Origin of the sequence: Streptomyces longisporus (genome assembly GCF_039532765.1) — a bacterium.
GTDB classification, from domain to species: domain Bacteria; phylum Actinomycetota; class Actinomycetes; order Streptomycetales; family Streptomycetaceae; genus Streptomyces; species Streptomyces longisporus.
Genome location: NZ_BAAASG010000007.1, coordinates 223,858 through 248,470, shown reverse-complemented (window position 1 = coordinate 248,470; position 24,613 = coordinate 223,858). Strand labels below are relative to the sequence as shown.

Sequence of the window (24,613 nt, the reverse complement as noted above, 5' to 3'; positions counted from 1 at the left end):
GAACGACCCACTGCACTCCGGATGACTGAACACAAGTCAGCAGGTATCGAGCACTTATGACCGTTGGCGTATGACACGGTCAGTTGTGGGACTGGTCCTGTCTCGCTTCAGCCGACTTCGCGAACTCTTCGGGTTGTACGGGTTAGGGCGCCCCCTTCTTGATCAGGTGTCCGGCGCGGCGGCTAGCATCCGGCCATGGAGCCCCAGCTGCTGCACAGCGTCACCGACTCGGTCGCCACCGTCGTCATCCACCACCCGGCCAAGCGCAATGCCATGACGGCCGCGATGTGGGCCGCCCTGCCGCCGCTGCTCGACACCCTCGCGGCGGATCCGGGAGTACGGGCGCTGGTCCTGACCGGTGAGGGTTCGACGTTCTGTGCGGGGGCGGACATCTCCACGCTGCAGGGGTCGCCGGAGGAGGCGCAGGGGCTCGCGGTGCGGGCCGAGGAGGCCCTGGCCGCCTTCCCGAAGCCGACGCTGGCCGCGATCCGCGGACACTGCGTGGGCGGCGGGTCGCAGCTGGCGGCGGCCTGTGATCTGCGGTTCGCCATGGAGGGGGCGCTGTTCGGGGTGACGCCGTCGAAGCTCGGGATCGTGTATCCGGCCTCCTCCACCCGCCGTCTGGTGTCGCTGGTGGGTCCGGCCGCGGCCAAGTACCTGCTGTTCTCCGGCGAGTTGATCGACGCGGAGCGGGCGCTGCGCACCGGCCTGGTGGACGAGGTGCTGCCGCAGGGCGAACTCGCCAAGCGGGTCGCGGAGTTCACCCGGATCCTGGTGTCGCGTTCGCAGCTCACCCAGGCCGCGGCGAAGGAGTTCGCGAACGGGCGCACCGACCGGGACGCGTACTGGGCGCAGCAGGCGCGCGGCAGCGGCGACACCGTGGAGGGAGTCGCCGCGTTCCTGGAGCGCAGGCAGCCGCGCTTCACCTGGACTACGTCAGGATGAAGCGGCTCTTGGAGCGGAACTCCTCGACGAGGTGCGCGGGCGCCTTCTCGGGCGACCCCGCGTCGTAGGGCGGCTGCGGGTCGTACTCGGTCAGCAGCTGTACGGCCTGGGCGTGTTCCTCGCCGGCGATACGGCCGAGGAGGGTCAGGCCCATGTCGATGCCGGAGGAGACGCCGGCTGCGGTGACGTACTTGCCGTCGAGGACCACCCGCTCCCCCGTGGGCTCGGCGCCGAACTGCTTCAGGAAGTCCAGGGCCAGCCAGTGGGAGGTCGCGCGGCGGCCGTGAAGGAGCCCGGCCGCGGCGAGCAGCAGGGAGCCCGTGCACACGGATGTCGTCCAGGTGCTGGTGGCGTCGGCGGTGCGCAGCCAGTCCAGGAGGGCCTCGTTCTCCATCTGCGGGGTCTGTCCGGGGCCGCCCGGGACGATCACGATGTCGGGGTGCTCCACCTCGGCCAGGGTCTTGTCCGCGACGATCGCGAGGTTGCCGGTGTCGGTGCGGACGGGACCGGTCCGTTCGGCGACGAAGACGGTCTCCGCGTCCGGAAGGCGCCCCAGGGTCTCGTACGGGCCCACGGCGTCCAGGGCGGTGAAGCGGTCGAAGAGCAGGATGGCGATCTGCATCGGGTTCCTTTCAGCGGGTGGATACGGGCCGGAAGCGGCGGCGGTATTCCGCCGGGGCGGTGCCGAGGGTCCTGACGAAGGCGCGGCGCATGGCCTCGGGAGTGCCGTAGCCGCTGGCACGGGAGATCTCCTCGATGCCGTCGGCCGAGTCCTCCAGGAGGCGGCGGGCGTGTTCGAGGCGGACACGATCGACATAGCGGCCCGGGGTCATGCCGGTCTCCGCCTGGAAGGCGCGGGCGAAGTGACGGGGCGAGAGGGCGGCGCGGGCGGCGAGCGACTCGACGTCCAGGTCGCCGTCCGGGTGCTCGGTGATCCACTGCTGGACCTCGCGCAGCGGTTCGCGCCGGGCGGTCTGGGCGGCGAGCTGCGCGCTGAACTGGGCCTGGTTCCCGGGCCTGCGCAGAAAGACGACCAGGTGGCGGGCGATGGTCAGCGCCACCTCCCGCCCCAGGTCCTCCTCGACCAGGGCGAGCGCGAGGTCGATGCCGGAGGTGACGCCGGCCGAGGTGAAGACGTGACCGTCGCGCACATAGATGGGGTCGGGGTCGACCTCGACGGACGGGTGGTCGCGGGCGAGCTTGTCGCAGTGCGCCCAGTGAGTCGTGGCGCGGCGCCCGTCCAGCAGGCCCGCCTCCGCGAGCAGGAGGGCGCCGGTGCAGACGGAGACGAGGCGTTCCGCGCGCGGGCCGCACTCGCGCAGCCAGTCGGTCAGCCGCGGGTCGGGCCCCGGACTGCGGGTGCCCTGGCCGCCGGGCACCAGAAGGGTGTGCGGGGCGGGCGCGTCCGCGAGGGCTCGGTCAGGTACGAGGGTCAGGCCGCTGGAAGTGCGGACCGGGGCGCCGTCCGGGGAGGCCGTACGGAGGCGGTAGGTGCCCGGGGTGTGCAGTTCGGCGCCCGCGAAGACCTCAAGGGGGCCGGTGACGTCGAGGCTCTGGACGCCGTCGAAGAGGACGAGCAGGACGGTTCGCTGCGGCATACCCACGCAGCCGGGCGGATGGCCGCAATGACGAGTTCCCCACCTTTCCTGCCATCCGGTGTGGGGCACTGGAGTACGTACCGACCAGTCGGTAACCTGCCGGGCATGACTACTGCCGCCATCGATCCGCACGCCGGTCGTCGCTGCCACAACGCGCTCAACTCCCTGCACGCGACGTACTACTTCTCGCCCGACCTGGGCAGGGAACTGGGCGCTCTCGGCATCACCCACCCAAGGGCCGTCAATTTGGCAGCCCGGGCGGCCGCGCTGGGGCCGGTCGGACCGGGCACGGTGGCAGCGACGTTCTACAACTACAAGTACGAGCTCGTGGCCCGTTACGTGCCCGCCGTGTGGGAGAGCGCCGCGCCCGCCCAGGTCCTGGCCGCACGCGCGCGTGCCGTCGATGCGACCCTGCGGCGTCTGCTGGGCGAGGACACCGTGGCGTCCGAGGAGATGGCTCAGGCGGCGCGGCTGGCGCTGCGGGCCGCCGAGGCCTGTTCACGCGCTGCCCGGCCGCTGTACTCGGCGTATGCCGATCTGCCGGTGCCCGAGACGCCGCATCTGGCGTACTTCCACGCCACCACGCTGCTGCGCGAGCACCGGGGCGACGGGCATCTCGCCGTGCTGATGTCCGCGGAGCTGGACGGTCTGGAGGCCGTGGTGACGCACACCGCGACCGGCAAGGGCATGACACCGAAGTGGGTCTTCGGCAGCCGCGGCTGGAAGCAGGAGGACTGGGACGCGGCCTGCGAGCGGCTGCGCGAGCGCGGGCTGCTGGACGAGTCGGACGAGCTGACGGAGCGGGGCGCGGCGCTGCGGGCGCACATCGAGGCGGAGACGGACCGCCTGGACCGGGCGCCGTACGAGCACCTGGGAGCGGAGGGCGTCGCACGTCTGACGGAGCTGGGAGCGGGGTTCGCACGGGCCGCCCTCGCCGCCGGCGCCTACCCGGCGGATCTGATCGGCAAGGGCTGACGAGAGACCGGGCCCGGAGGGCGCCGCCCGGTCGGCAGACTCCACCCCGCCGATCTCATCGGCAAGCACCAACGAAGAACCGAGGCCCCGAGGGCGCCGCCCGGCCCACGAACGCCGGCACAGAACTCCCACGGACCACACACGCCCCAGAGCCGCGGATCTGATCGGCAAGCACTGGCGAAACCCGGGTACCCGGACCTCGCCCGGCCGCCTCGGTCGGATGGAAACCGGGAACAGAGAGGGGAATTTCGTGTTCCGCGCCATTGCAGACGTGCTGCGACAGATCGGCGGAGCGATCGCCACCGTCGTCACCCTGCCCTTCCGGGCGGTGGCCCGGCTCTTCGGCGGAGCCTCCAGTTCCGCGCGGGGCCACGGGGCCTGATTCCGCCGTCCCGCCTCGCCGGTTGTCGCCCTGATCCCCGACTGTCGGTGCCGCCTGCCACAATTGCGGCGCAACCTCAGTGAGAAGGCGGTACGGGATCGTGACGACACCCGGGTCCAGCGGGTCCACCAACGTAGGGTCCATCGAAGGCAGGATCGCCGAGGAGCTCGGCGTCCGGGAGCGGCAGGTCAGGGCTGCCGTGGAGCTGCTCGACGGCGGTTCGACGGTGCCCTTCATCGCCCGCTACCGCAAGGAAGCGACCGAGATGCTCGACGATGCGCAGCTGCGCACGATCGAGGAGCGGCTGCGCTATCTGCGGGAGCTGGAGGAGCGGCGGACCGCGATCCTGGAGTCGGTGCGCGAGCAGGGCAAGCTGACCGCGGAGCTGGAGGCACAGATCCGCGGCGCCGAGACCAAGGCGCGGCTCGAGGACATCTACCTGCCGTACAAGCCCAAGCGCCGCACCAAGGCGCAGATCGCGCGCGAGGCCGGGCTCGAACCGCTCGCCGACGGCCTGCTCGGCGATCCGACGGTCGAGCCGCTCGCCGCGGCGGCCGCGTTCGTGGACGCGGACAAGGGAGTCGCCGACCCGCAGGCCGCCCTGGACGGCGCCCGCGCGATCCTCACCGAGCGGTTCTCCGAGGACGCCGACCTGATCGGCGAGCTGCGCGAGCGCATGTGGGTGCGCGGGCGGCTGGCCGCCAAGGTGCGGGAGGGCAAGGAGGAAGCGGGCGCCAAGTTCGCCGACTACTTCGACTTCGCCGAGCCGTTCACCGAACTGCCCTCGCACCGCATTCTCGCCATGCTGCGCGGCGAGAAGGAGGAGGTCCTCGACCTCGTCCTGGAGCCGGAGGAGCCCACCGACGGCCCCTCGTCCTACGAGGGCATCGTGGCCGCGAAGTTCCAGATCGCCGACCGCGGCCGTCCCGCCGACAAGTGGCTGAGGGACACCGTCCGTTGGGCCTGGCGCACCCGCATCCTGGTGCACCTCGGCATCGACCTGCGCCTCAGGCTGCGCACGGCCGCCGAGGACGAGGCCGTCCAGGTGTTCGCCGCGAACCTGCGCGACCTGCTGCTCGCCGCCCCGGCCGGCACGCGCGCGACCCTGGGCCTGGACCCCGGTTTCCGTACGGGTGTGAAGGTCGCCGTCATCGACGCCACCGGCAAGGTGGTGGCCACGGACGTCATCTACCCGCACGTTCCGGCGAACAAGTGGGACGAGGCGCTCGCCAAGCTGGCCCGCCTCGCGAAGGAACACGCGGTCGAGCTGATCGCGATCGGCAACGGCACGGCATCGCGCGAGACCGACAAGCTCGCCGGTGAACTCATCACCAAGCACCCCGAGTTGAACCTCACCAAGGTGATGGTGTCCGAGGCGGGCGCGTCCGTGTACTCGGCGTCCGCGTTCGCCTCGCAGGAGCTGCCCGACATGGACGTGTCGCTGCGCGGCGCCGTCTCCATCGCGCGCCGCCTCCAGGACCCGCTGGCCGAGCTGGTCAAGATCGACCCCAAGTCGATCGGCGTCGGCCAGTACCAGCACGACCTGTCCGAGATGAAGCTGTCGCGCTCGCTGGACGCGGTGGTCGAGGACTGTGTGAACGGTGTCGGCGTGGACGTCAACACGGCCTCGGCCCCGCTGCTCGCCCGGGTCTCCGGCATCACCTCCGGGCTGGCCGAGAACATCGTGGCGCACCGCGACGCCAACGGGCCCTTCAAATCCCGCACCCAGCTGAAGAGCGTGGCGCGGCTCGGTCCGAAGGCGTACGAGCAGTGCGCGGGCTTCCTGCGGATCCGCGGCGGCGACGACCCGCTGGACGCCTCCAGCGTGCACCCTGAGGCGTACCCGGTCGTCCGGCGCATGGTGAAGACGTCCGGGCAGGAGGTGGCGTCGCTCATCGGCAACACGAGCGTGCTGCGCTCGCTGAAGCCGGGTGAGTTCGTGGACGAGACCTTCGGTCTGCCGACCGTCACCGACATCCTCAAGGAGCTGGAGAAGCCCGGGCGCGACCCGCGGCCCGCCTTCAAGACGGCCACCTTCAAGGAGGGCGTCGAGAAGATCTCCGACCTGGCCTCCGGGATGGTCCTGGAGGGCGTGGTCACGAATGTGGCGGCCTTCGGTGCGTTCATCGACATCGGTGTCCACCAGGACGGTCTGGCGCATGTCTCCGCGTTGTCGAAGACGTTCGTCAAGGACCCGCGGGACGTGGTGAAGCCCGGGGACATCGTCAAGGTGAAGGTGCTGGACGTCGACATTCCGCGCAAGCGGATCTCGCTGACGCTGCGCCTCGACGACGAGGCCGCGCCGCAGGGAGACGGCAGCGGCGACCGCCGGCAGCGGGGTGCGCGTCCGCCTCAGCAGCGGCAGCAGCAGCGCCAGGGCGGCGGCCGGGGTGCACAGGGCGGCGGTTCGCGCCAGGCGGCTGCGCCTGCCAACAGTGCGATGGCAGATGCTCTGCGCCGGGCCGGGTTGCTTGATCCGAAGGGTAAGCGGTGAGCTGACGGGGGGTGGTGAGGGGCGCTTCGCGCCCTTCAGACCTAAGGTGACGGCATGGTCACATCGCACGCCGTCACCTGGGAAGTGCTGGAGAGCCGGGGGTACGAGACCGCCTGGGTCGAGTTCGGCGACGGCTCGCTACGGGCCCGCGGGCGAGCCGTCGGGGCCGTTCCCGAGCCGTATTGGATCTCGTACGAGCTCGAGACCGGTGCAGGGTTCGTGACCCGGCGGCTGGCTGTCACCGCGGAGACCGAGAGCAGTACCCGCACTCTCGATCTTCGGCGTGACGACGGCGGGCGGTGGACCGCGGACGGCGAACCGGTGCCCGGTGTCGAGGGGGCGCTCGACTGCGATCTGGGACTGTGCCCGCTCACCAACACCATGCCGGTGCTGCGGCACGACCTTCATCGGGCGCCCGGCGAGCGGGAGTTCCTGATGGCGTGGGTGTCGGTGCCGGGACTGGTGGTACGGCCGTCGCGGCAGACCTACACCCACCTCGGGCGCACCGACGGCGGCGGCCATGTCCGGTTCACGTCCGGCGAGTTCCGCAGTGACCTGGAGTTCGACGCGCACGGCTGCGTCGTCGACTATCCCGGGCTGGCGACGCTCCTGCGCTGAGTCCCTTTGCGGCTCTGCCGCAGTCGGCGCTAGCGCTCCGTGACCTTGCCGTCCGCCACCTCCAGCCGCCGGTTCACGTGGACCGCGTCCAGCATGCGGCGGTCGTGGGTGACCAGCAGGAGGGTGCCCTCGTACGCGTCGAGGGCCGACTCCAGCTGTTCGATGGCCGGCAGGTCGAGGTGGTTGGTCGGCTCGTCGAGGACGAGCAGGTTGACGCCTCGGCCCTGCAGCAGCGCCAGGGCGGCGCGTGTGCGTTCGCCCGGGGAGAGGGTCGCCGCCGGGCGCAGGACGTGGTCGGACTTCAGGCCGAACTTGGCCAGCAGGGTGCGCACTTCGACCGGCTCGGTGTCCGGTACGGCGGCGCAGAAGGCGTCCAGCAGGGCCTCCGGGCCGTGGAACAGCTTGCGGGCCTGGTCGACCTCGCCGACCAGGACGCCGGAGCCGAGGCTCGCATGGCCCGCGTCGAGGGGGATCCGGCCGAGCAGCGCGCCCAGCAGGGTCGACTTGCCGGCGCCGTTCGCCCCGGTCACCGCCACCCGGTCCGCCCAGTCGATCTGCAGGGACACCGGGCCGAAGGTGAAGTCGCCGCGCCGTACCTCCGCCTCCCGCAGCGTGGCCACGACGGCGCCCGAGCGCGGGGCCGACGCGATCTCCATGCGCAACTCCCACTCCTTGCGGGGCTCCTCGACCACGTCGAGCCGCTCGATCATCCGCTGGGTCTGCCGGGCCTTCGCGGCCTGCTTCTCACTGGCCTCGCTGCGGAACTTGCGACCGATCTTGTCGTTGTCGTTGCTCGCCTTGCGGCGGGCGTTCTTGACGCCCTTGTCCATCCAGGAGCGCTGCATCTGGGCCCGGTCCTGGAGGGCGGCGCGCTTGTCGGCGTACTCCTCGTAGCCCTCGCGGGCGTGCCGGCGGGCGACGTCCCGCTCCTCCAGGTAGGCCTCGTAGCCGCCGCCGTAGAGGTTGATCTGCCGCTGGGCGAGGTCGAGTTCGAGGACCTTGGTGACGGTGCGGGTGAGGAACTCGCGGTCGTGGCTGACGACGACGGTGCCTGCGCGCAGGCTCTTCACGAACCGTTCCAGGCGCTCCAGGCCGTCCAGGTCGAGGTCGTTGGTCGGCTCGTCGAGGAGGAAGACGTCGTAGCGGGACAGGAGCAGGGAGGCGAGTCCGGCGCGTGCCGCCTGGCCGCCGGACAGGGACGTCATCGGCTGGTCCAGGTCCACGGCCAGGCCCAGGGAGTCGGCGACCTCCTCGGCCCGCTCGTCCAGGTCGGCGCCGCCCAGGTCGAGCCAGCGCTCCAGACTGGTCGCGTACGCGTCGTCGGCGCCGGGTGCACCGTCGACCAGGGCCTGCGTGGCCTCGTCCATCACACGCTGCGCCTCGGCGACACCGGTGCGGCGGGCGAGGAACTCCCGGACGGTCTCGCCGGGGCGCCGCTCCGGCTCCTGCGGGAGGTGGCCGACGGTCGCGGTCGGCGGGGAGAGCCGGAGCTCGCCCTGTTCCGGGGCGAGCAGCCCCGCGAGCATCCTGAGCAGGGTGGACTTGCCCGCGCCGTTGGCGCCGACCAGTCCGATCACGTCTCCGGGCGCGACGACGAGGTCGAGCCCGGAGAAGAGGGAGCGGTCGCCGTGGCCGGCGGCGAGGTTCTTGGCGACGAGGGTGGCAGTCATCAGGGCGCCGATTTTAGCCGCCGTACCGCCCCGTCCTCAGCGCGCCATCGCCTCCACCAGCACGCTCCCCGCCGTCCGTGCCACCACGAACGACTCCCCCTTCACCGCCTTGGCGTCCAGGGCGATGCGGTGGCGGCCCGGTTCGAGGACGCCGTCGAAGACCTCGTGGGTGTGGGTGCGGTAGAGGCGGTCGAGACGGTACGCGGTGAGGCGGACCCGGCAGGATGAGGTGATCTCGACGCCCGCCTCGCCGTCGGCCGCCACCAGGCGGGTCAGACGGCGCTGCTGCGCCGGGCTGCGGTCCAGGGCGTGTTCGATCTGGGCGACGAGGAGCGGCACGATCGGGGCGAGGCCCTCGACGTACACCACGTCGACGCCCGCCTGCTCGAAGGAGCGGCGTACGGCGGTGCGTTCCTCCTGGGTGACGGCACGGCCGAAGGCGACGGCGCCGTAGGCGCGCAGTTCGTCGGCGGGGACACCGTCGGCGTCGTGGGCGATGTCGGCGCCGATGCCGATGGTGCGCAGCGCGGCGGCGAGCTTGGCGAGCAGGGCGACGCGGGCGCCGATGAGCAGGACCCGGCGGCGGGTGCCCGGGGACTCGCCGTCGAGGAGGGCGGCGAGCGCCTCGCGGTACTCGGCGCCCTGGAAGCGGAAGGGTCCGATGCCGTGGTAGCCGTTGAGTTCGAGGTCGGCGTGTTCGTCGGTCTGCCAGGCGAAGTCCCGCCAGATGTAGTCCTCCCCTTCTTGGCCTCCCCGTTCGATGATCGCGGTCACCGCGCCGCAGGCCAGGTCGGCGCACTCGGGGCAGCCGTAGATGACGTAACGGCCGTCCGGAAGCGGTGGGTCCGCCTCCAGGAGGAGGCTGCGGACGTGCTCGGTGAAGATCGCGGGTGGGATGTCGGAGGCGAGCGGGGAGACGGCGTCGAGGTCGGAGAGCTGGAACAGCAGCGGACGTCCGTCGACGATGAAGTCCACGAAGTCCCGGTGCACTTGGTAGTCACCGTTGGCGAGGACTCCACCGGCACGCATCGCCGGTGCCAGGCCGAAGGTCGCGTATTCGGCAGACATGCTGTGAGTATTCCCGCAGTGGGAGCTGTCTGAGCACGGCATGACACATTCCGCTAGCGTCCTCGCGTGGAGAGCGTGCGGAACAACGATGTCATCGTGGTGGGCGCCGTGGTCATGGGGCTGACGACGGCCGTCGTCCTCGCCGAGCGCGGCGTACGGGTGCGGGTGTGGGCGCGGGATCCCGTGGCGGCGACCACCTCGGCGGTTGCGGGCGCGCTGTGGTGGCCGTACCGGATCGAGCCGGTCGCGCGGGCGCGCGCCTGGGCACTGCGATCGCTCGATGTGTACGAGGAGTTGGCGACCCGGCCCGGGGCGACCGGCGTACGCATGGTCGAAGGAGTACTGGGCGAGGCGGATCTCGACCGGGCCCAGGCGTGGGCGGCCGCCCGCGTGCCCGGGCTGCGGGCCTCGACGGCCGAGGAGTACGCCGAGAGGGGGCTGTGGGCGCGGCTGCCGCTCATCGACATGTCGACTCATCTGCCATGGCTGCGGGAGCGGTTGGTGAGGGCGGGTGGGGTGGTCGAGGAGCGTACCGTCGCCGACTTCGCCGAGGCGGACGCACCGGTGCTCGTCAACTGCACCGGGCTGGGGGCGCGTTCGCTCGTGCCGGATGCGTCCGTGCGGCCCGTGCGCGGGCAGTTGGTGGTGGTGGAGAACCCGGGCATCCGGACGTGGCTCACTTCCACCGGCGTGGACGGGGAGATGGCGTATTTCTTTCCGCAGCCCGGGCGGCTATTGCTGGGCGGCACGGCGGATGAGGACGCCTGGTCGCTGGAGCCTGATCCGGAGGTGGCCTCGGCGATCGTACGGCGGTGTGCCGCTTTGCGGCCCGAGATCGCGGGGGCGCGGGTTCTGGAGCATCGGGTTGGGCTGCGGCCCGCGCGGTTCGCTGCGCGGCTGGAGCGTGAAGTTCTGCCCGGTGGGCGGGTGTTGGTGCACAACTACGGGCATGGCGGGGCCGGGGTGACCGTGGCCTGGGGATGTGCGGAGGAGGCGGCCGGGCTGGCTTGCCCGGCCGCCTGAGCGCTCCGCCGGCTGTGCCGCGATGGGTCGTTTGTCGCCTGCGCCGTCGTGGCTGGTCGCGCCCACGCGGCGGAGCCGCATATTGACACAGCCCCGCGCCCCTGAAGACCTGCAGGAGCCCGGAGCGCTCTGGTCAGCCGATGGGTGGCCAACCGTCTCCGGGGACGCGGTGCGCGGTGCTCGGATCGCCCACGCCCTTGAGCGGCGTGGCCGCAGGTGCGGTTGCCGTCTTGCCGGAGGTGGCGCGGGCGAAGGCCGCCGCGCCACCGACCAGCGGGACGTTGGCCGAGGTGTGGGTCAGGTCCAGGGTGAGGGTCGGCTTGTCGGTCGGGGGGTCGATCAGGTCCTTGTCGGTACCGGCGACGATCAGGGCGAGGCGGTGGCCGGCCGGGACGACGTGGTCGGTGGCCGCGAGGTCCAGGGTGATGGTGTACGCCTTGCCCGGGGTGAGCGGGACGCCCTTGCGGTCGGAGGCGTAGTTGCCGAGGTCGGCCCAGCCGCGGCTGAACACCGTGTAGTCGACGGCGGTCTTCTTGGCCTCGGTGGCCTTGAAGCAGGCGCTGTCGCCCGCCGTGCTCGCACCCCAGCAGGTGTGGTCGGTGAGGGTGGTGATGCCCTCGGCGGAGTCGGCGTAGTCACGGATGGTGTCCGGGCCGAGGTCCACGAGGACGGCGGAGAGGTGGGCCGTCTTCGTGGTCGGGGTCGCGGTGACGGTGACCTTGGAGGAGCCGGACAGGCGCAGGTCGTGGGTGAGGGGCTTGGTGACGAAGCCGGCCTTGTCGGGGGTCGACGTGTCGATCTTCGCGGCCCAGTCGGTCTCGCTCAGCTGCGGGTTGTCGGTGAAGGTCTCGGTGCCGTCGCCCTTGGTGAGGCCGAGGGTGCCGACGCCCGCCCTGGTGCCCTGGTCGGGGCGCAGGGTCGTGGTGCGGGTGCCGCTCGGGGGCCAGGACTGCGAGGTCACCCACTGGTCGGGGTGGCGCTCGATGTCGGCCATCGGCTCGCGGTCGATGCCGTTGTCGTAGCCGAGGAGCTCGTGGTCGAACCAGCGGTGCAGGGTGTCGACCCAGGCGGCGCGGCGGAAGTCGAAGGGGTCGACGTGACCGGTCTGGGAGAGCCAGATCTTGCGCTCGACGCCGTTCTTGGCGAGGGCGTCCCACCACTGGCCGAAGTTCTTGGTGCGGACGTTGAGGTCCTGCATGCCGTGCACGAGGAAGACGCTGGCCCGCACCCTGCTCGCGTTCCTGACGTAGTCGCGTTCGGTCCAGAACGGGGTCCAGTCGCCGGTGCGCGGCGCCCCGTCGGCGATCTTCTGCTGGACGGCGGCGCACTTGGCCTGGGCGTCAGGGCTGTCGACATAGTTCGAGAGCCAGTCGGGGCCGGAGTCGTAGAGCGGGGCGCCCTTGGCGAAGTAGTAGTCGTACCAGGAGGAGATGGCGCTGATCGGGACGATGGTCTTGAGTCCCTTGACGCCGGTGGCGGCGACGCCGTAGGCGATCGTGCCGTCCCAGCTCTTGCCGATCATGCCGGTCTTCCCGTTGGTCCAGGTCGCCTTCGCGGTGGTGGTACCGGTGCGGGTCGTGTACGCCTTGGCCCTGCCGTTCAGCCAGTCGACGACCGCCTTCGCGGACTGGATGTCGCTGCGGCCGCCGACGTCGACGCAGCCGTCGGAGCGGTTGGTGCCGGCGAGGTCGACGCCGACGAAGGCGTAGCCGCGGGGCACGAAGTAGTTGTCGTAGAAGAGCGGCATCTGGACGACATTGCCGCTCGCGTCGTACGTCTTCTTCTGGCTCTCGTTGCCGCGGCCGCAGCAGGAGTAGTAGGGGCTGGCGTCCATGATGACCGGAACCTTGCGGCCCTGCTGGGCGGGTTCGCGGGGGCGGACGATGTCGACGGCGACCCGGTCGGCCTTGCCGTCGCCGTCCCCGTCGAGTCCGGTGTCCACCCATACGGCCTCCCGGATGGCGTTGTCGTAGGAGTAGACGGGGCGGCTCTCCTGCGGGGCACTGTGAGCCGCCGCGGGGGTGAGGAACGCTGCCATGAGGGCGGCGACGGCCGCCGCTGCGAGCGGTCTCCAGGTCGTGAAGCGCATGCGTATGGGCATGCGCGGACGGTACAACGGTCAACTCCCGTACAGAAGAGTGCAATCGGACGCCTGTGAGGTCCCTGAGGCCGTGGGGGCGGCTGCTCATGTCGGCCGAATGGCGATCGTGTGACACGTGGGGCCATGGACATGCCCGGGGACACAGGGACTGAATAGGCTCCGAACAGACCTCGTACTCCTACGACTTGGAGCTTTCGTGCACCGCAGAATCATCACGCCGGGCGCACTCGCTGCCGCGTCGCTGATGCTGGCGATCCCGGCGTCGGCCGCGAGCTACTCCCCCGGCGCACCGGGCATCGGCGACCCCTACTACCCGGCCTACGGCAACGGCGGATACGACGTCTCCCACTACGACCTGCGGCTCCAATACCAGCCCGCCACCGATGAGTTGGCGGGCACGGCGACGATCCTGGCGAAGACGACGCAGGATCTGTCGAGCTTCGACCTGGACTTCCTGCTGGATGTCAGCGAAGTGCGGGTCAACGGCGTCAAGGCGTCCTTCGCGACCTCGGGACAGCACGAGCTGGTGGTGACGCCGAAGACGCCGCTGGCCAAGGACACGCCGATCACCGTGGTGGTCCGCTACAGCGGAGTGCCGTCCACCAAGAGCGCGTACGGCTTCAACACCTGGCACCGCACGCCGGACGGGGCGGTCGCGGCGGACGAGCCCGAGGCGGCCTGGTGGTGGTTCCCGAGCAACGACCACCCGCTGGACAAGGCGACCTACGACGTGTCGGTGGCCGTGCCGGACGGCACCCAGGCCATCTCCAACGGCACGCTGCAGTCGACGAGTTCGAAGCTCGGCTGGACCCGCTACAACTGGCGGGAGAACAAGCCGCAGGCGACCTATCTGGCCACGCTGGCGGTCGGCAAGTTCGACATCACGACCAGCACCTCCGAGGGCGGTGTGCCGGTCGTCAACGCCTACAGCAAGGACCTCGGCGACAACGACGCGGCCGCGCGGGCGAGCGTGGAGCGCACCGGGGAGCTCGTGGACTGGCTGAGCGGCTACTTCGGGCCGTATCCCTTCAGCTCGGCCGGCGGGTACGTGCCCAACACGACCACCGGGTATGCGCTGGAGACGCAGACCCGCGTGTACTACAGCCCCAAGCAGTTCGCGAACGGCTCCAACACCTCGGTGGTCGTGCACGAGCTGGCGCACCAGTGGTACGGCGACAGTGTGTCCTTGAAGGGCTGGAAGGACATCTGGATCAACGAGGGCTTCGCTCGGTACGCGCAGTGGCTGTGGTCCGAGCACGAGGGCGAGGGCACGACGCAGCAGCTCGCCGACTACGTCTACGCCTCGCATCCGGCGGACGACGCGTTCTGGACGGTCAAGCCGGGAGACCCCGGTCCTGACAACCAGTTCGACATCGCTGTCTACGACCGGGGGGCGCTGGCAGTGCAGGCTCTGCGGAACGCCGTCGGCGACGACGCGTTCTTCGCCATTCTGAAGGGGTGGCCACGGGATCACGCGTACGGGAACGCGTCCGTCGCCGACTTCCAGGCCTACGCCGAGAAGGTCTCCGGGAAGTCGTTGGGTGCGCTGTTCGACGCCTGGCTGTTCCAGCCGTCGAAGCCGGCCGCGCCGGCGGCGCGTTCCGCGTCGATCGCGAAGTCGGCGGCGGCTCCCGTGCAGCCGAAGTCGTGGAAGAAGATCGAGGCGACGAACGACGTGCACGGGCACGGGCACGGCGAGCGGTAGGGCGGGAGACGGCGGGGCCGCTGCCCTACGGCCGCGGCTCCGTCCCCGCCGCGAGGGCGAGCAGTGCGTCCCGGCTCATCGCCTCCGTCTCCGTCGAAGGGATCGTGCAGGCGTGGGCGCCGGCGATGGCACCGTACAGAGCGCAGCGCTGTGGGGTTTCGCGGTTCAGCCAGCCGTGCAGGAAGGCCGCGGCGAAGGCGTCGCCCGCGCCGTTGGAGTCCACCACCGGGGCGGGCGGTGCGACGGGCGGCATGTGGGTCAGCTCTTCGTCGGCCAGGACGTACGCGCCCTTGGCACCGGCCGTGGCGACGACGACCTGGGCCCGGCCGCGGTCCGCGATTCGGCGCATGGTCCGCTCGGGGTCGGTCAGGGCTGCGGCGGACAGGAAGACCACGTCCGCCGCGTACGCGAACGGTTCGTGGTAGGTGTTCCTGCCGTCCCAGTCGTGCAGGTCGGTGGAGACGGTCACGCCGGCCTCGCGCAGCACCGGCAGGGCGTGGGCGCAGGGCTGGGTGATGGCGAGGTGCGCGTGGCGGCTCGCCCCGGCCAGAGCGCGCACCGTGTCCTCCGGGAAGCGGTCCTCGCCCTGCGTGCGGCTCACGTCGTACAGCGACAGGCGTCTGCCGTCGGGGCCGACCAGGTTGACCGCGCGCTTGGTGCCGGCGGAGTGGGGGACGGCGGTGAGCGCGATGCCGTTGTCCCGGTGCAGGGCGCGGACGAGGTCGCCCTCGGGGTCGTCACCGAGCATGTCGAGGTGATGGACGCGCAGGCCGAGGGCGGCGAGCCCCAGGGCGACGAAGTCGCCCGTCTGCCCGGCACGGGTCCGGATCCCACGCTCGATCATGTAACTGTCGGCGTACGGCAGCGGGAGCTCCGGCACATACACAATGGTGTCCACGCCGGCGCCGCCCAGCACGAGGACGTCGATGTCACGGCTCAACTCTGGCCTCCCCATGGTCGTAGACGGTTACCTGCACGCCCCGCTTCACCAGCCGCTCGGTGACCAACGGTTCGATGCGGGACCACGTACCACCGGCCAGACCGCAGCCTATCCGGGGCATGTGAACGGAGGCGCCCAGGTCCAGAGCCTTGTCGGCGAGCGCGCCGAGGGCCGTGTCGATCGCCTCGTAGCGCACCGGGACGCCCTTGCTGCCCGTCCTGGTCCCGCGCTGGCCGACCATGTTGGCCACCCACACATACGGCTCGACCCGGACGAACTGGGCCGCGCCCAGCCCGAAGTCGTTGGCGGCGCGGTCGCGGTGCCAGGCGCGGTACGCCGCCTCCGGCTCTGGCCAGCGGCGGGACACGGCCAGGACGAAGCCCTTCCCCCATCCCCCGATGTCGTTACAGACATGGGCGATCACCTTGACGCCCTTCACCGACGGAACGGTGGCATCACCCCGGACAAAGCTGATCTCCGACATGACGCCACCGTAGGCGATGCCACTGACAGTGGTCCTGGCCTGCTACTTCGTCAGTTCCGTCAGTTCCTGGTCGCCGTTTCGTACGACCCTGCGGCGTACCGCGAACCAGCCGGCGACCAGCATGGCGGCGATCACCGGGATGAGAAGGAGGGTCTTGCGGCCGACCTCGGGGTCGTTCCACATCAGGGCGAGTACGGCGAGCAGGAAGGCGATCGTGGTGATCTCCGTGACCGGGCTGCCGGGGAGGCGGAAGGAGGGGCGGGTGACGAGGCCCGCCTTGGCGCGGCGGACGAAGACCAGGTGGCAGATCATGATGATCACCCAGGTCGAGACGATGCCGAGGGAGGCCACGTTCAGCACGATCTCGAAGGCCTGGCTCGGCATGAGGTAGTTGAGGCCGACGCCGAGCACGCACACCGCGCAGGTGAGCAGGATGCCGCCGTAGGGGACCTGGCTGCGGTTCATGCGCGCCGTGAACCTGGGCGCGGAACCCGCCGTCGCCATCGAGCGCAGGATGCGGCCGGTCGAGTACAGGCCCGAGTTCAGCGAGGACATCGCGGCCGTCAGGACCACCAGGTTCATCACGTCGCCCGCCGCCGGGATGCCGATCTTCGACAGCACCGTGACGAAGGGGCTCTCGTCCGCCGAGTACACCGACCCCGGCAGCAGCAGGGCCAGCAGGACGACCGAGCCGACGTAGAGGAGGCCCACCCGCCACATGATGGAGTTCACGGCGCGCGGGACGACCTTCTCCGGCTCGGCGGTCTCGCCCGCGGCGACGCCGACCAGTTCCAGGGCGGCGTAGGCGAAGATCACGCCCTGCATGACGAGGACGACCGGCATCAGGCCGTGCGGGAAGACACCACCGTGGTCGTTGATCACGGACAGGCCGGGCGTGTGTCCGCCGACCTCGTGCCGGGTGGCCAGCAGGAAGATGCCGATCAGCATGAAGCCGACGAGCGTGGCCACCTTGATGATCGCGAACCAGAACTCCATCTCGCCGAAGATCTTCACCGAGATCAGGTTCACGGCGAGCACGACGGCCAGCGCGATTAGGGCGAGCACCCACTGCGGGATGCTCGTGAACATGCTCCAGTAGTGCGTGTACAGCGCGATCGCCGTGATGTCGGCGATTCCGGTCGTCGACCAGTTCAGGAAGTACATCCAGCCGGCAACGTACGCCCCCTTCTCACCGAGGAACTCGCGCGCGTACGACACGAAGGAACCGGAGGAGGGGCGGTAGAGGACCAGTTCGCCCAGTGCCCGGACGACGAAGAAGGCGAAGATCCCGCACACCAGGTAGGCGAGCGCGAGGGCCGGGCCCGCGTTGTGCAGGCGGCCGCCGGCGCCCAGGAAGAGGCCGGTGCCGATGGCGCCGCCGATGGCGATCATGTTGACGTGGCGGGCCTTGAGGTCCTTGCTGTAGCCGGCGTCTCCCGCGTCCGCGGGCGCCTGGGCCACGTCGGTCCGGGTGGCGGCCTGTGCCGTGTCCACGGCGTCCTTGCTCACAGGTGGTTCCACTCTCTGGTGCGCCCGAGCGGGTCGCGCTCGGGTGTCCGGACGTACTCGGTCGCGCTCTTCGGTGGAAGACGCAGACCAACGCGGCACCTTCCCCCAGGTGGCGGCGCCCATGCGATGGCGTAGATCACACAGCGGTACTTCTCACAGGCCTCACGGGCCCCTGGTAACGGGTTTCGCAGTACTGGTGTGACAGCGATACTGCTGCACATGACGACCGACACCGACAGCGACCCGGGCAGCGACACCGAGGAGCCGACGCTCACGATCGACGAACTGGCGACGCGGGCCGGCGTCACGGTCCGCACGGTCCGGTTCTACGGCACCAAGGGACTGCTGCCGCCGCCGGTGATCGGTCCGCGCCGGGTGGGCCGCTACGGGCAGCAGCACGTGGCCCGGCTGGCGCTGATCGAGGAGCTGCAGCATCAGGGCATGACGCTGGCGGCGATCGAGCGGTACATGGCGCAGCTGCCGCCCGGCCTCAGCCACCACGACCTGGCGATGCACCGGGCCGTGGTGGCGTCCTGGGCGCCGGACACCGTGGAGACCGTGAGCGCGGCGGAGCTGCGGCGCCGGGCGGGGCGGCCGCTGACCGCGGAGGAGGTCGAGCGGCTGTGCGCCATGAACGTGATCCGGCGCGACGGGGAGTCGTACCGCGTCGACTCCGGCCTGCTCCGGCTCGCCGTGCAGCTCCTCGACGTACCGCTGTCCGAGGAGGCGATCCTCGCGGCGCGCAGGGTGCTGATCGAGCACTCGCGGGCCGCCGCGCACGAGCTGTCGCAGCTGTTCCGGGGCGAGGTGTCCGAGCGGGCGGAGCAGGACGTGAAGTCGCTGTCCGCGCATATGCAGCCCATCGTGGTGCAGGCGCTGCTGACGACCTTCCAGCGGTCGCTCAAGGAGGAGGTCCACCAGTGGCTGGACGCCTCACTCGCCCTCCCGGAGGAAGGCGTCCCAGAGGGAGGCGTCTCAGAGGAAGGCCGGGCCTCCTGACACGTTGAGCGTCTGCCCGGTCTGGAAGCCGCTGCCCTCGTCCGCCACCAGCTCGGTGAGGGGGAGGGCCGTCTCGGAGTCGCCGCAGGCGCGCAACAGCAGCACGCCACGCGCGAACACCCACTTCGGCAGCCGGCCGTCCGGCCTGGGCCGCAGTGTCCGGGTGGGCACGGATCGGTGCCCCGGCGTTTGAGGAGCGGAGGTCCGGGGGCCGGCCCCCGGGTCGGGACGGGAAGGGGCGGCGGGGGCGAAACACCCTCCGCCGCCAAGGGATCACGCGTCCGCGAATCGCTCCCCCTTCTCCGCCTTCTCCACCAGCAGCGAAGGTGGCGTGAACCGCTCCCCATAGCGGTCCGCCAGCTCACGCGCGCGTGCCACGAAGCCCGGCAGTCCGCCCTTGTACCCGTTGATGTACTGCAGGACACCACCCGTCCAACCGGGGAACCCGATCCCGAAGACGGACCCGATGTTCGCGTCGGCCACCGACGTCAGAACCCCCTCCTCCAGCAGCTTCACCGTGTCGAGCGCCTCGGAGAAGAGCATCCGCTCCTGCATGTCCCGGAACGGAATCTCATGCCCCGGCTTGGTGAAGTGCTCGCGCAGCCCGGGCCACAGCCCCGCCCGCTTGCCCGCCTCGTCGTAGTCGTAGAAGCCCGCTCCCCCACTGCGCCCCGTGCGCCCGAACTCGTCGACCATGCGGTCGATGACCGCCTCGGCCGGGTGCGTGGGCCAGGTGCCGCCCGCCTCCTCCACGGCCCGCTTGGACTCGTTGCGGATCTTCCGCGGCAGCGTGAGCGTCAGCTCGTCCATCAGGGAGAGGACCTTGGCCGGGTATCCCGCCTGGGCCGCCGCCTGCTCGACGGACGCGGGCTCGATGCCCTCGCCGACCATCGCGACGCCCTCGTTGATGAAGTGACCGATCACCCGGGAGGTGAAGAAGCCGCGCGAGTCGTTGACGACGATCGGCGTCTTCTTGATCTGGCGGACCAGGTCGAAGGCGCGCGCGAGGGCCTCCTCGCCCGTCCGCTCGCCCTTGATGATCTCCACCAGCGGCATCTTGTCGACGGGCGAGAAGAAGTGCAGACCGATGAAGTCCGACTGGCGCTCCACTCCCTCGGCGAGCGCGGTGATCGGCAGGGTCGAGGTGTTGGAGCACAGCAGCGCGTCCGGTTCGACGATGTGCTGGATCTCCTGGAAGACCTTGTGCTTGAGCTCCGGGTTCTCGAACACGGCCTCGATGACCGCGTCGCAGCCGGCCACGTCCTGCGGGTTCGCCGTCGGCGTGATGCGGGCGAGCAGCGCGTCCGCCTTCTCCTGAGTCGTACGGCCCCGGGAGACCGCCTTCGCGCACAGCTTCTCGGAGTAGCCCTTGCCCTTGACCGCCGCCTCCAGGGACACGTCCTTCAGGACCACCTCGATGCCGGCGCGGGCGCACGAGTACGCGATGCCCGCGCCCATCATCCCGGCGCCGAGGACGGCGACCTTGCGGACCGGACGCGACTCGATGCCCTTGGGGCGGTTGGCGCCGGAGTTGACGGCCTGGAGGTCGAAGAAGAAGGCCTGGATCATGTTCTTGGACGTCTGGCCGGCGGCCAGCTCCACGAAGTAGCGCGCCTCGATGATCTGCGCCGTCTCGAAGTCGACCTGGGAGCCCTCGACGGCCGCGGCGAGGATGTTGCGCGGCGCCGGGTAGGGCGCGCCGCCCGTCTGCTTGCGCAGACTGGCCGGGAAGGCGGGCAGGTTGGCCGCGAACTTGGGGTTGGCGGGGGTACCGCCCGGGATGCGGTAGCCGGGCCTGTCCCACGGCTGCTGCGACTCGGGGTTGGCGTCGATGAAGGCGTGGGCCTTGGCGAGCAACTCGTCCTGACTGGCGGCCACTTCGTCGATCAGGCCGTTCTGCAGGGCGCGCTGGGCGTTGTACTGGGTGCCCTGCAGCAGCACCTTCAGCAGGGCGTCGGCGATGCCCAGCAGGCGTACGGTGCGTACGACGCCACCCCCGCCGGGGAGCAGGCCGAGGGTGACCTCCGGGCAGCCGATCTTCGTGCCGGAGGTGTCGAGGGCGACCCGGTGGTGGCAGGCGAGCGCGATCTCGTAGCCGCCGCCCAGGGCCGCGCCGTTGATCGCGGCGACGACCGGCTTGCCGAGGGTTTCGATGCGGCGCAGGTTGCGCTTGATGGCCATGCCGCCGTCGAAGAGGTCCTGCGCGGTCTCGGGGGTGACCCGGATGAGGTCGCGCAGGTCACCGCCGGCGAAGAAGGTCTTCTTGGCGGAGGTGAGGATGATGCCGCGGATGGAGTCCTTCTCGGCCTCCAGACGATCCGTGATCACGGCGAGGGAGTCGCGGAACGCCTGGTTCATGGTGTTCGCGGACTGGTTCGGATCGTCGAGTACGAGGGTGACGACGCCGGTGCGGTCCTGTTCCCAGCGGATGGTGGTGCTCTGCGTCATGACGGGGGTCTCCGTTGAAGTCTGTGAAGTGGCTTGGTTCCGCCGGGTCTTCAGATGCGCTCGACGATCGTGGCGATGCCCATGCCGCCGCCGACGCAGAGGGTCGCGAGGCCGTAGCGCTTGTCCTGGCGCTCCAGTTCGTCGACGAGGCTGCCCAGGATCATCGCGCCGGTCGCGCCGAGCGGGTGGCCCAGCGCGATCGCGCCGCCGTTGACGTTGACCTTGTCCAGGGACAGGCCCATGTCCTTCACGAAGCGGAGGACGACCGCCGCGAACGCCTCGTTGATCTCGACGAGGTCGATGTCGTCGATGGTCAGGCCCGCCTTGGCGAGCGCCTTGCGGGTGGCTGGCGCGGGACCGGTGAGCATGATGGTCGGCTCGGAGCCGGAGACGGCGGCGGAGACGATCCGCGCGCGCGGGCGCAGTCCGTACCGCTCGCCCACCTCCTTCGAGCCGATCGCGACCAGCGAGGCGCCGTCGACGATGCCGGAGGAGTTGCCCGCGTGGTGCACGTGGTCGATCTTCTCGACCCAGTGGTACTTCTGCAGCGCCACCGCGTCGAAGCCGCCCAGCTCACCGATGTCCGCGAAGGACGGCTTCAGCTTGGCGAGGGAGTCGGCGGTGGTGCCCGGGCGCAGGTGCTCGTCGTGGTCGAGGACCGTCAGTCCGCTGCGGTCCTTCACCGGGACGACGGAGCGGTCGAAGCGGCCTTCCTTCCAGGCCGTGGCCGCCCGCTCCTGCGAGAGCGCCGCGTACTCGTCGACGTCCCGCCGCGAGAATCCCTCGATGGTGGCGATCAGATCGGCGCCGATACCCTGCGGCACGAAGTTGACGGCGAGGTTGGTCATCGGGTCGTTGAACCAGGCGCCCCCGTCGGAGGCCATCGGAACCCGGGACATGGACTCGACGCCGCCCGCGAGAACCAGATCCTCCCAGCCCGAACGGACCTTGGCGGCGGCCATGTTGACGGCCTCCAGGCCGGACGCACAGAAGCGGTTCTCCTGTACGCCGGCAACCGTGTCCGGGAGGCCCGCGGCGACGGCGGCGATACGGGCGATGTCGGAGCCCTGGTCGCCGACCGGGCCGACGACGCCCAGCACGATGTCGTCGATCGCCGCCGGGTCCAGGCCGGGAAAGCGGCCCTGGATCTCGTGGATGAGCCCGACGACCAGGTCGATGGGCTTGGTGCCGTGCAAGGAGCCGTTCGCCTTGCTGCGGCCGCGCGGGGTGCGGATCGCGTCGTACACGTACGCTTCGGTGCTCACTGGAAGGCCTTTCGGGGTGAGGGTCGGACGGGCGATGCGCTTCAGCCCAGCAGGGAACGGCCGATGATCTCCTTCATGATCTCGGTGGTTCCGCCGTAGATGGTCTGGATACGGCCGTCGGTGAAGGCCCGGGCGACCGGGTGCTCGGTCATGTAGCCGTAGCCGCCGTGCAGTTGGAGGCAGCGGTCGGCGACCCGCTTCTGCAGCTCGGTCGCCCACCACTTGGCCATGGAGGCGTCCACGGCGTCGAGCCGGCCGTCCGAGTGCTCCTCCACGCAGCGGTCGAGGAACGCGCGCGTGACCGCGCACTCGGTGGCCATCTCGGCCATCTCGAAGCGGATGTGCTGCTTGGTGGCGAGCGGCCTGCCGAAGGCCTCGCGCTCCTTGACGTACTCGGTGGTGATCTCCAGCAGGTGCTCGGCGGCCGCGATCGCGGCGACGGCGATGCTGAGGCGCTCCTGCGCGAGGTTGGTCATCAGATGGCCGAAGGCGCCGTTCAGCGTGCCGAGCAGGTTCTCCTTGGGCACGCGCACGTCGGTGAAGAACAACTCAGCCGTGTCCTGCGCCTTCTGGCCGATCTTGTCGAGGTTGCGGCCGCGCTCGAAGCCGGCCGTGCCGCGTTCGACGACGAGAAGGGACAGGCCGTGGGCGCCGCCCTCCGGGGTCGTCTTCGCGACGACGATCACCAGGTCGGCGAGGATCCCGTTCGAGATGAACGTCTTGGCGCCGTTGAGCAGCCAGTGGTCGCCCCGGTCCTCGGCGTGCGTACGGATCCCCTGCAGGTCGGACCCGGCGCCGGGCTCGGTCATGGCGATGGCGGTGATGATCGATCCGTCGCAGAAGCCGGGCAGCCAGCGCCGCTTCTGCTCGTCGGTGGCGAGGCCGGTGAGGTAGGGACCGATGACGTCGTTGTGCAGGCCGAGGGCGAGCCCGGGAGCACCCGCGCGGGTGAACTCCTCGGCCAGTACGGTGGCGTAGCGGAAGTCGGAGGTGCCTCCGCCCCCGTACTCCTCGGGCACGGCGAGTCCGAGCAGGCCCTGTTTGCCGGCCGCCCGCCAGGCGTCGCGGGAGACGATGCCGTCCTTCTCCCACTGCTCGTAGTACGGCAGCACCTCCCTGGCCAGGAAGGCACGCACGGTCGCGCGGAACGCGTCGTGCTCGGGGGCGAAGATCTGCCGTTTCATTCGGGGCCCTTCAGGAGGTCGGGTACGTCCCAGTCGCGTGCCACGTCGGCGGTGTCGGCGCCGGGCTGCGCGGGGCCGCTGCGTACGGCCGTGGGGGTGGCGGAGAAGCGGGGGGCGGGGGCGGGCTGGGTGATGCCGCCGTGCTCGGTGAAGGTGCCGCGGGCGGCGAGGTGCGGGTGGTGCGGGGCCTCGCGCAGGGACAGCACGGGCGCCACGCAGGCGTCGGAGCCCTCGAAGACGGCCGTCCACTCGTCCCGGGTGCGGGATTTGAAGCCGGCCGCGACCGCCTCGCGCAGTTCGCCCCAGCGGGTCCAGTCCTTGCGGGCGTCGGCGTGCTCCGGGATGCCGAGGACGCGTACGAACTCGTCGTAGAACTGCGGTTCCAGGGCGCCGACGGCCATGTACTTGCCGTCGGCCGTCTCGTAGGTGCCGTAGTACGGGCAGCCGCCGTCCAGGAGGTTGGCGCCGCGCCGGTCCTGCCAGCCGCCGGCGGCGAACATGCCGTGGATCATCGCGGCGAGGTGGGAGGTGCCGTCGACGATGGCGGCGTCGACGACCTGGCCGGTGCCGCCCGCGCGCGCGTGGTGGAGGGCGGCGAGGACGCCGACGACCAGGTAGAGGGAACCGCCCGCGTAGTCGCCGAGGAGGTTGGCGGGGACGGCCGGGGGCTCGTCCGGGCTGCCGATCATGCCGAGGGTGCCGGTGAGGGCGATGTACGCGATGTCGTGGCCTGCGCGGTGGGCGAGGGGGCCCTGCTGGCCCCAGCCGGTCATGCGGCCGTAGACGAGTTCCGGGTTGCGGGCGTGGCAGGCCTCGGGGCCTACGCCGAGGCGTTCGGCCACGCCTGGGCGGTAGCCCTCGATGAGGATGTCGGCGCGCGCGGCGAGGTCGAGGACGCGCGCGGGGCCGTCCGCGGACTTCAGGTCGACGATCACCGAGCGCTTGTTGCGGTTGGTGATGTCGTACTCCGTGTTGATCGCGAGTCCGACGCCGCCGGGGCGGTCCACGCGGACGACGTCGGCGCCCAGGTCGGCGAGGAGCATGGCGGCGAACGGGCCGGGCCCGATACCGGCCAGCTCGACCACGCGCACGCCGGAGAGCGGGCCGTGTCCAGGCGTCTTTGCCTCTGCCATGCAGTCCCCAGGGGTCGTGACACAACTGCTGTAACACTAGTGATGTTAGGAACACGTTTCAGCGGACACAAG

The 24,613-nt window shown here is 70.7% G+C and carries 21 protein-coding genes; 8 read left to right on the top strand and 13 right to left on the bottom strand.

Annotated elements, in window-relative coordinates:
- Positions 1 to 195 precede the first annotated feature (195 nt).
- Positions 196 to 945 (top strand): enoyl-CoA hydratase/isomerase family protein, encoded by a 750-nt coding sequence (locus tag ABD355_RS12695; protein WP_344400321.1) that lies wholly within the window; start codon positions 196 to 198, stop codon positions 943 to 945.
- Here ABD355_RS12695 and ABD355_RS12690 read toward each other — a convergent pair.
- Positions 932 to 1,567, bottom strand: a complete 636-nt coding sequence (locus tag ABD355_RS12690) for a DJ-1/PfpI family protein (RefSeq protein WP_344400320.1) — start codon at positions 1,565 to 1,567, stop codon at positions 932 to 934. The genes ABD355_RS12695 and ABD355_RS12690 overlap by 14 nt on opposite strands.
- Positions 1,568 to 1,577: 10 nt before the next feature.
- Entirely contained in the window at positions 1,578 to 2,543 is a 966-nt protein-coding gene (locus ABD355_RS12685; RefSeq protein ID WP_344400319.1) for a GlxA family transcriptional regulator, read from the bottom strand.
- 105 nt (positions 2,544 to 2,648) lie between these two features.
- Here ABD355_RS12685 and ABD355_RS12680 point away from each other — a divergent pair, with 105 nt between their 5' ends.
- The 4 genes from ABD355_RS12680 (at position 2,649) to ABD355_RS12665 (ending at position 7,012) form a co-directional block, all read left to right on the top strand.
- Positions 2,649 to 3,518 (top strand): SCO6745 family protein, encoded by an 870-nt coding sequence (locus ABD355_RS12680; RefSeq protein WP_344400317.1) that lies wholly within the window; start codon positions 2,649 to 2,651, stop codon positions 3,516 to 3,518.
- A 250-nt stretch (positions 3,519 to 3,768) separates the two neighbouring features.
- Positions 3,769 to 3,900, top strand: a complete 132-nt coding sequence (locus ABD355_RS12675) for an LPFR motif small protein (protein ID WP_344400315.1) — start codon at positions 3,769 to 3,771, stop codon at positions 3,898 to 3,900.
- 100 nt (positions 3,901 to 4,000) lie between these two features.
- On the top strand, positions 4,001 to 6,394 hold the full coding sequence (locus ABD355_RS12670) for a Tex family protein (RefSeq protein WP_344400314.1): 2,394 nt from the start codon (positions 4,001 to 4,003) through the stop codon (positions 6,392 to 6,394).
- Positions 6,395 to 6,448: 54 nt separating this feature from the next.
- The gene (locus ABD355_RS12665; protein WP_344400313.1) at positions 6,449 to 7,012 is read left to right on the top strand and encodes a putative glycolipid-binding domain-containing protein; all 564 of its coding nucleotides are present in this window, start codon (positions 6,449 to 6,451) and stop codon (positions 7,010 to 7,012) included.
- 29 nt (positions 7,013 to 7,041) lie between these two features.
- Here ABD355_RS12665 and ABD355_RS12660 read toward each other — a convergent pair whose 3' ends face one another.
- Both ABD355_RS12660 and ABD355_RS12655 read right to left on the bottom strand, forming a co-directional pair.
- A complete protein-coding gene (locus ABD355_RS12660) occupies positions 7,042 to 8,682 on the bottom strand; it encodes an ABC-F family ATP-binding cassette domain-containing protein (RefSeq protein WP_344400312.1) in 1,641 nt (546 codons plus the stop codon).
- Between the two features lie 36 nt (positions 8,683 to 8,718).
- Positions 8,719 to 9,750: an oxidoreductase gene (locus ABD355_RS12655; RefSeq protein WP_344400311.1), complete on the bottom strand. Its 1,032-nt coding sequence runs from the start codon at positions 9,748 to 9,750 to the stop codon at positions 8,719 to 8,721.
- 114 nt (positions 9,751 to 9,864) lie between these two features.
- Here ABD355_RS12655 and ABD355_RS12650 point away from each other — a divergent pair, with 114 nt between their 5' ends.
- Positions 9,865 to 10,773: an NAD(P)/FAD-dependent oxidoreductase gene (locus ABD355_RS12650; protein WP_425585746.1), complete on the top strand. Its 909-nt coding sequence runs from the start codon at positions 9,865 to 9,867 to the stop codon at positions 10,771 to 10,773.
- A 133-nt stretch (positions 10,774 to 10,906) separates the two neighbouring features.
- Here ABD355_RS12650 and ABD355_RS12645 read toward each other — a convergent pair whose 3' ends face one another.
- Entirely contained in the window at positions 10,907 to 12,874 is a 1,968-nt protein-coding gene (locus ABD355_RS12645) for a Xaa-Pro dipeptidyl-peptidase (protein WP_344400309.1), read from the bottom strand.
- Positions 12,875 to 13,070: 196 nt separating this feature from the next.
- Between ABD355_RS12645 and ABD355_RS12640 the strand changes: the two genes are divergently transcribed.
- Complete coding sequence (locus ABD355_RS12640) at positions 13,071 to 14,579, top strand: M1 family metallopeptidase (RefSeq protein ID WP_344400308.1); 1,509 nt, start codon at positions 13,071 to 13,073, stop codon at positions 14,577 to 14,579.
- 25 nt (positions 14,580 to 14,604) lie between these two features.
- Here ABD355_RS12640 and ABD355_RS12635 read toward each other — a convergent pair whose 3' ends face one another.
- The 3 genes from ABD355_RS12635 to ABD355_RS12625 are packed head-to-tail and all read right to left on the bottom strand — an operon-like array spanning position 14,605 to position 17,512.
- On the bottom strand, positions 14,605 to 15,519 hold the full coding sequence (locus ABD355_RS12635) for a PfkB family carbohydrate kinase (protein ID WP_344400306.1): 915 nt from the start codon (positions 15,517 to 15,519) through the stop codon (positions 14,605 to 14,607).
- Positions 15,509 to 16,003 carry a macro domain-containing protein gene (locus ABD355_RS12630; RefSeq protein ID WP_344400305.1) on the bottom strand — a complete coding sequence of 165 codons (495 nt, stop codon included), beginning with the start codon at positions 16,001 to 16,003 and terminating at the stop codon, positions 15,509 to 15,511. Before ABD355_RS12630 ends, ABD355_RS12635 begins: the two co-directional genes overlap by 11 nt.
- A gap of 42 nt (positions 16,004 to 16,045) precedes the next feature.
- A complete protein-coding gene (locus ABD355_RS12625) occupies positions 16,046 to 17,512 on the bottom strand; it encodes an amino acid permease (protein ID WP_344400304.1) in 1,467 nt (488 codons plus the stop codon).
- A gap of 219 nt (positions 17,513 to 17,731) precedes the next feature.
- Here ABD355_RS12625 and ABD355_RS12620 point away from each other — a divergent pair, with 219 nt between their 5' ends.
- Positions 17,732 to 18,511 (top strand): MerR family transcriptional regulator, encoded by a 780-nt coding sequence (locus tag ABD355_RS12620; protein WP_344400303.1) that lies wholly within the window; start codon positions 17,732 to 17,734, stop codon positions 18,509 to 18,511.
- Here the strand turns inward: ABD355_RS12620 and ABD355_RS12615 are convergent.
- The 5 genes from ABD355_RS12615 to ABD355_RS12595 form a co-directional block, all read right to left on the bottom strand.
- On the bottom strand, positions 18,488 to 18,682 hold the full coding sequence (locus tag ABD355_RS12615; RefSeq protein ID WP_344400302.1) for a hypothetical protein: 195 nt from the start codon (positions 18,680 to 18,682) through the stop codon (positions 18,488 to 18,490). The two genes, ABD355_RS12620 and ABD355_RS12615, sit on opposite strands and share 24 nt — an antisense overlap.
- Before the next feature lie 102 nt (positions 18,683 to 18,784).
- Positions 18,785 to 20,959, bottom strand: a complete 2,175-nt coding sequence (locus ABD355_RS12610; protein WP_344400301.1) for a 3-hydroxyacyl-CoA dehydrogenase NAD-binding domain-containing protein — start codon at positions 20,957 to 20,959, stop codon at positions 18,785 to 18,787.
- A 50-nt stretch (positions 20,960 to 21,009) separates the two neighbouring features.
- Positions 21,010 to 22,224 carry an acetyl-CoA C-acetyltransferase gene (locus ABD355_RS12605; RefSeq protein ID WP_344400300.1) on the bottom strand — a complete coding sequence of 405 codons (1,215 nt, stop codon included), beginning with the start codon at positions 22,222 to 22,224 and terminating at the stop codon, positions 21,010 to 21,012.
- A 41-nt stretch (positions 22,225 to 22,265) separates the two neighbouring features.
- Positions 22,266 to 23,408: an acyl-CoA dehydrogenase family protein gene (locus ABD355_RS12600; RefSeq protein WP_344400299.1), complete on the bottom strand. Its 1,143-nt coding sequence runs from the start codon at positions 23,406 to 23,408 to the stop codon at positions 22,266 to 22,268.
- Positions 23,405 to 24,541 carry a CaiB/BaiF CoA transferase family protein gene (locus tag ABD355_RS12595; protein ID WP_344400298.1) on the bottom strand — a complete coding sequence of 379 codons (1,137 nt, stop codon included), beginning with the start codon at positions 24,539 to 24,541 and terminating at the stop codon, positions 23,405 to 23,407. The genes ABD355_RS12600 and ABD355_RS12595 overlap by 4 nt, the downstream gene beginning before the upstream one ends.
- Positions 24,542 to 24,613 lie beyond the last annotated feature (72 nt).

Bases quoted from the DNA above. Each gene is read 5' to 3' on its own strand.
- ABD355_RS12695 (WP_344400321.1), top strand. From the start codon at position 196: ATGGAGCCCCAGCTGCTGCACAGCGTCACCGACTCGGTCGCCACCGTC.
- ABD355_RS12690 (WP_344400320.1), bottom strand. From the start codon at position 1,567: ATGCAGATCGCCATCCTGCTCTTCGACCGCTTCACCGCCCTGGACGCC.
- ABD355_RS12685 (WP_344400319.1), bottom strand. From the start codon at position 2,543: ATGCCGCAGCGAACCGTCCTGCTCGTCCTCTTCGACGGCGTCCAGAGC.
- ABD355_RS12680 (WP_344400317.1), top strand. From the start codon at position 2,649: ATGACTACTGCCGCCATCGATCCGCACGCCGGTCGTCGCTGCCACAAC.
- ABD355_RS12665 (WP_344400313.1), top strand. From the start codon at position 6,449: ATGGTCACATCGCACGCCGTCACCTGGGAAGTGCTGGAGAGCCGGGGG.
- ABD355_RS12660 (WP_344400312.1), bottom strand. From the start codon at position 8,682: ATGACTGCCACCCTCGTCGCCAAGAACCTCGCCGCCGGCCACGGCGAC.
- ABD355_RS12655 (WP_344400311.1), bottom strand. From the start codon at position 9,750: ATGTCTGCCGAATACGCGACCTTCGGCCTGGCACCGGCGATGCGTGCC.
- ABD355_RS12650 (WP_425585746.1), top strand. From the start codon at position 9,865: ATGGGGCTGACGACGGCCGTCGTCCTCGCCGAGCGCGGCGTACGGGTG.
- ABD355_RS12645 (WP_344400309.1), bottom strand. From the start codon at position 12,874: ATGCCCATACGCATGCGCTTCACGACCTGGAGACCGCTCGCAGCGGCG.
- ABD355_RS12630 (WP_344400305.1), bottom strand. From the start codon at position 16,003: ATGTCGGAGATCAGCTTTGTCCGGGGTGATGCCACCGTTCCGTCGGTG.
- ABD355_RS12620 (WP_344400303.1), top strand. From the start codon at position 17,732: ATGACGACCGACACCGACAGCGACCCGGGCAGCGACACCGAGGAGCCG.
- ABD355_RS12610 (WP_344400301.1), bottom strand. From the start codon at position 20,959: ATGACGCAGAGCACCACCATCCGCTGGGAACAGGACCGCACCGGCGTC.
- ABD355_RS12600 (WP_344400299.1), bottom strand. From the start codon at position 23,408: ATGAAACGGCAGATCTTCGCCCCCGAGCACGACGCGTTCCGCGCGACC.
- ABD355_RS12595 (WP_344400298.1), bottom strand. From the start codon at position 24,541: ATGGCAGAGGCAAAGACGCCTGGACACGGCCCGCTCTCCGGCGTGCGC.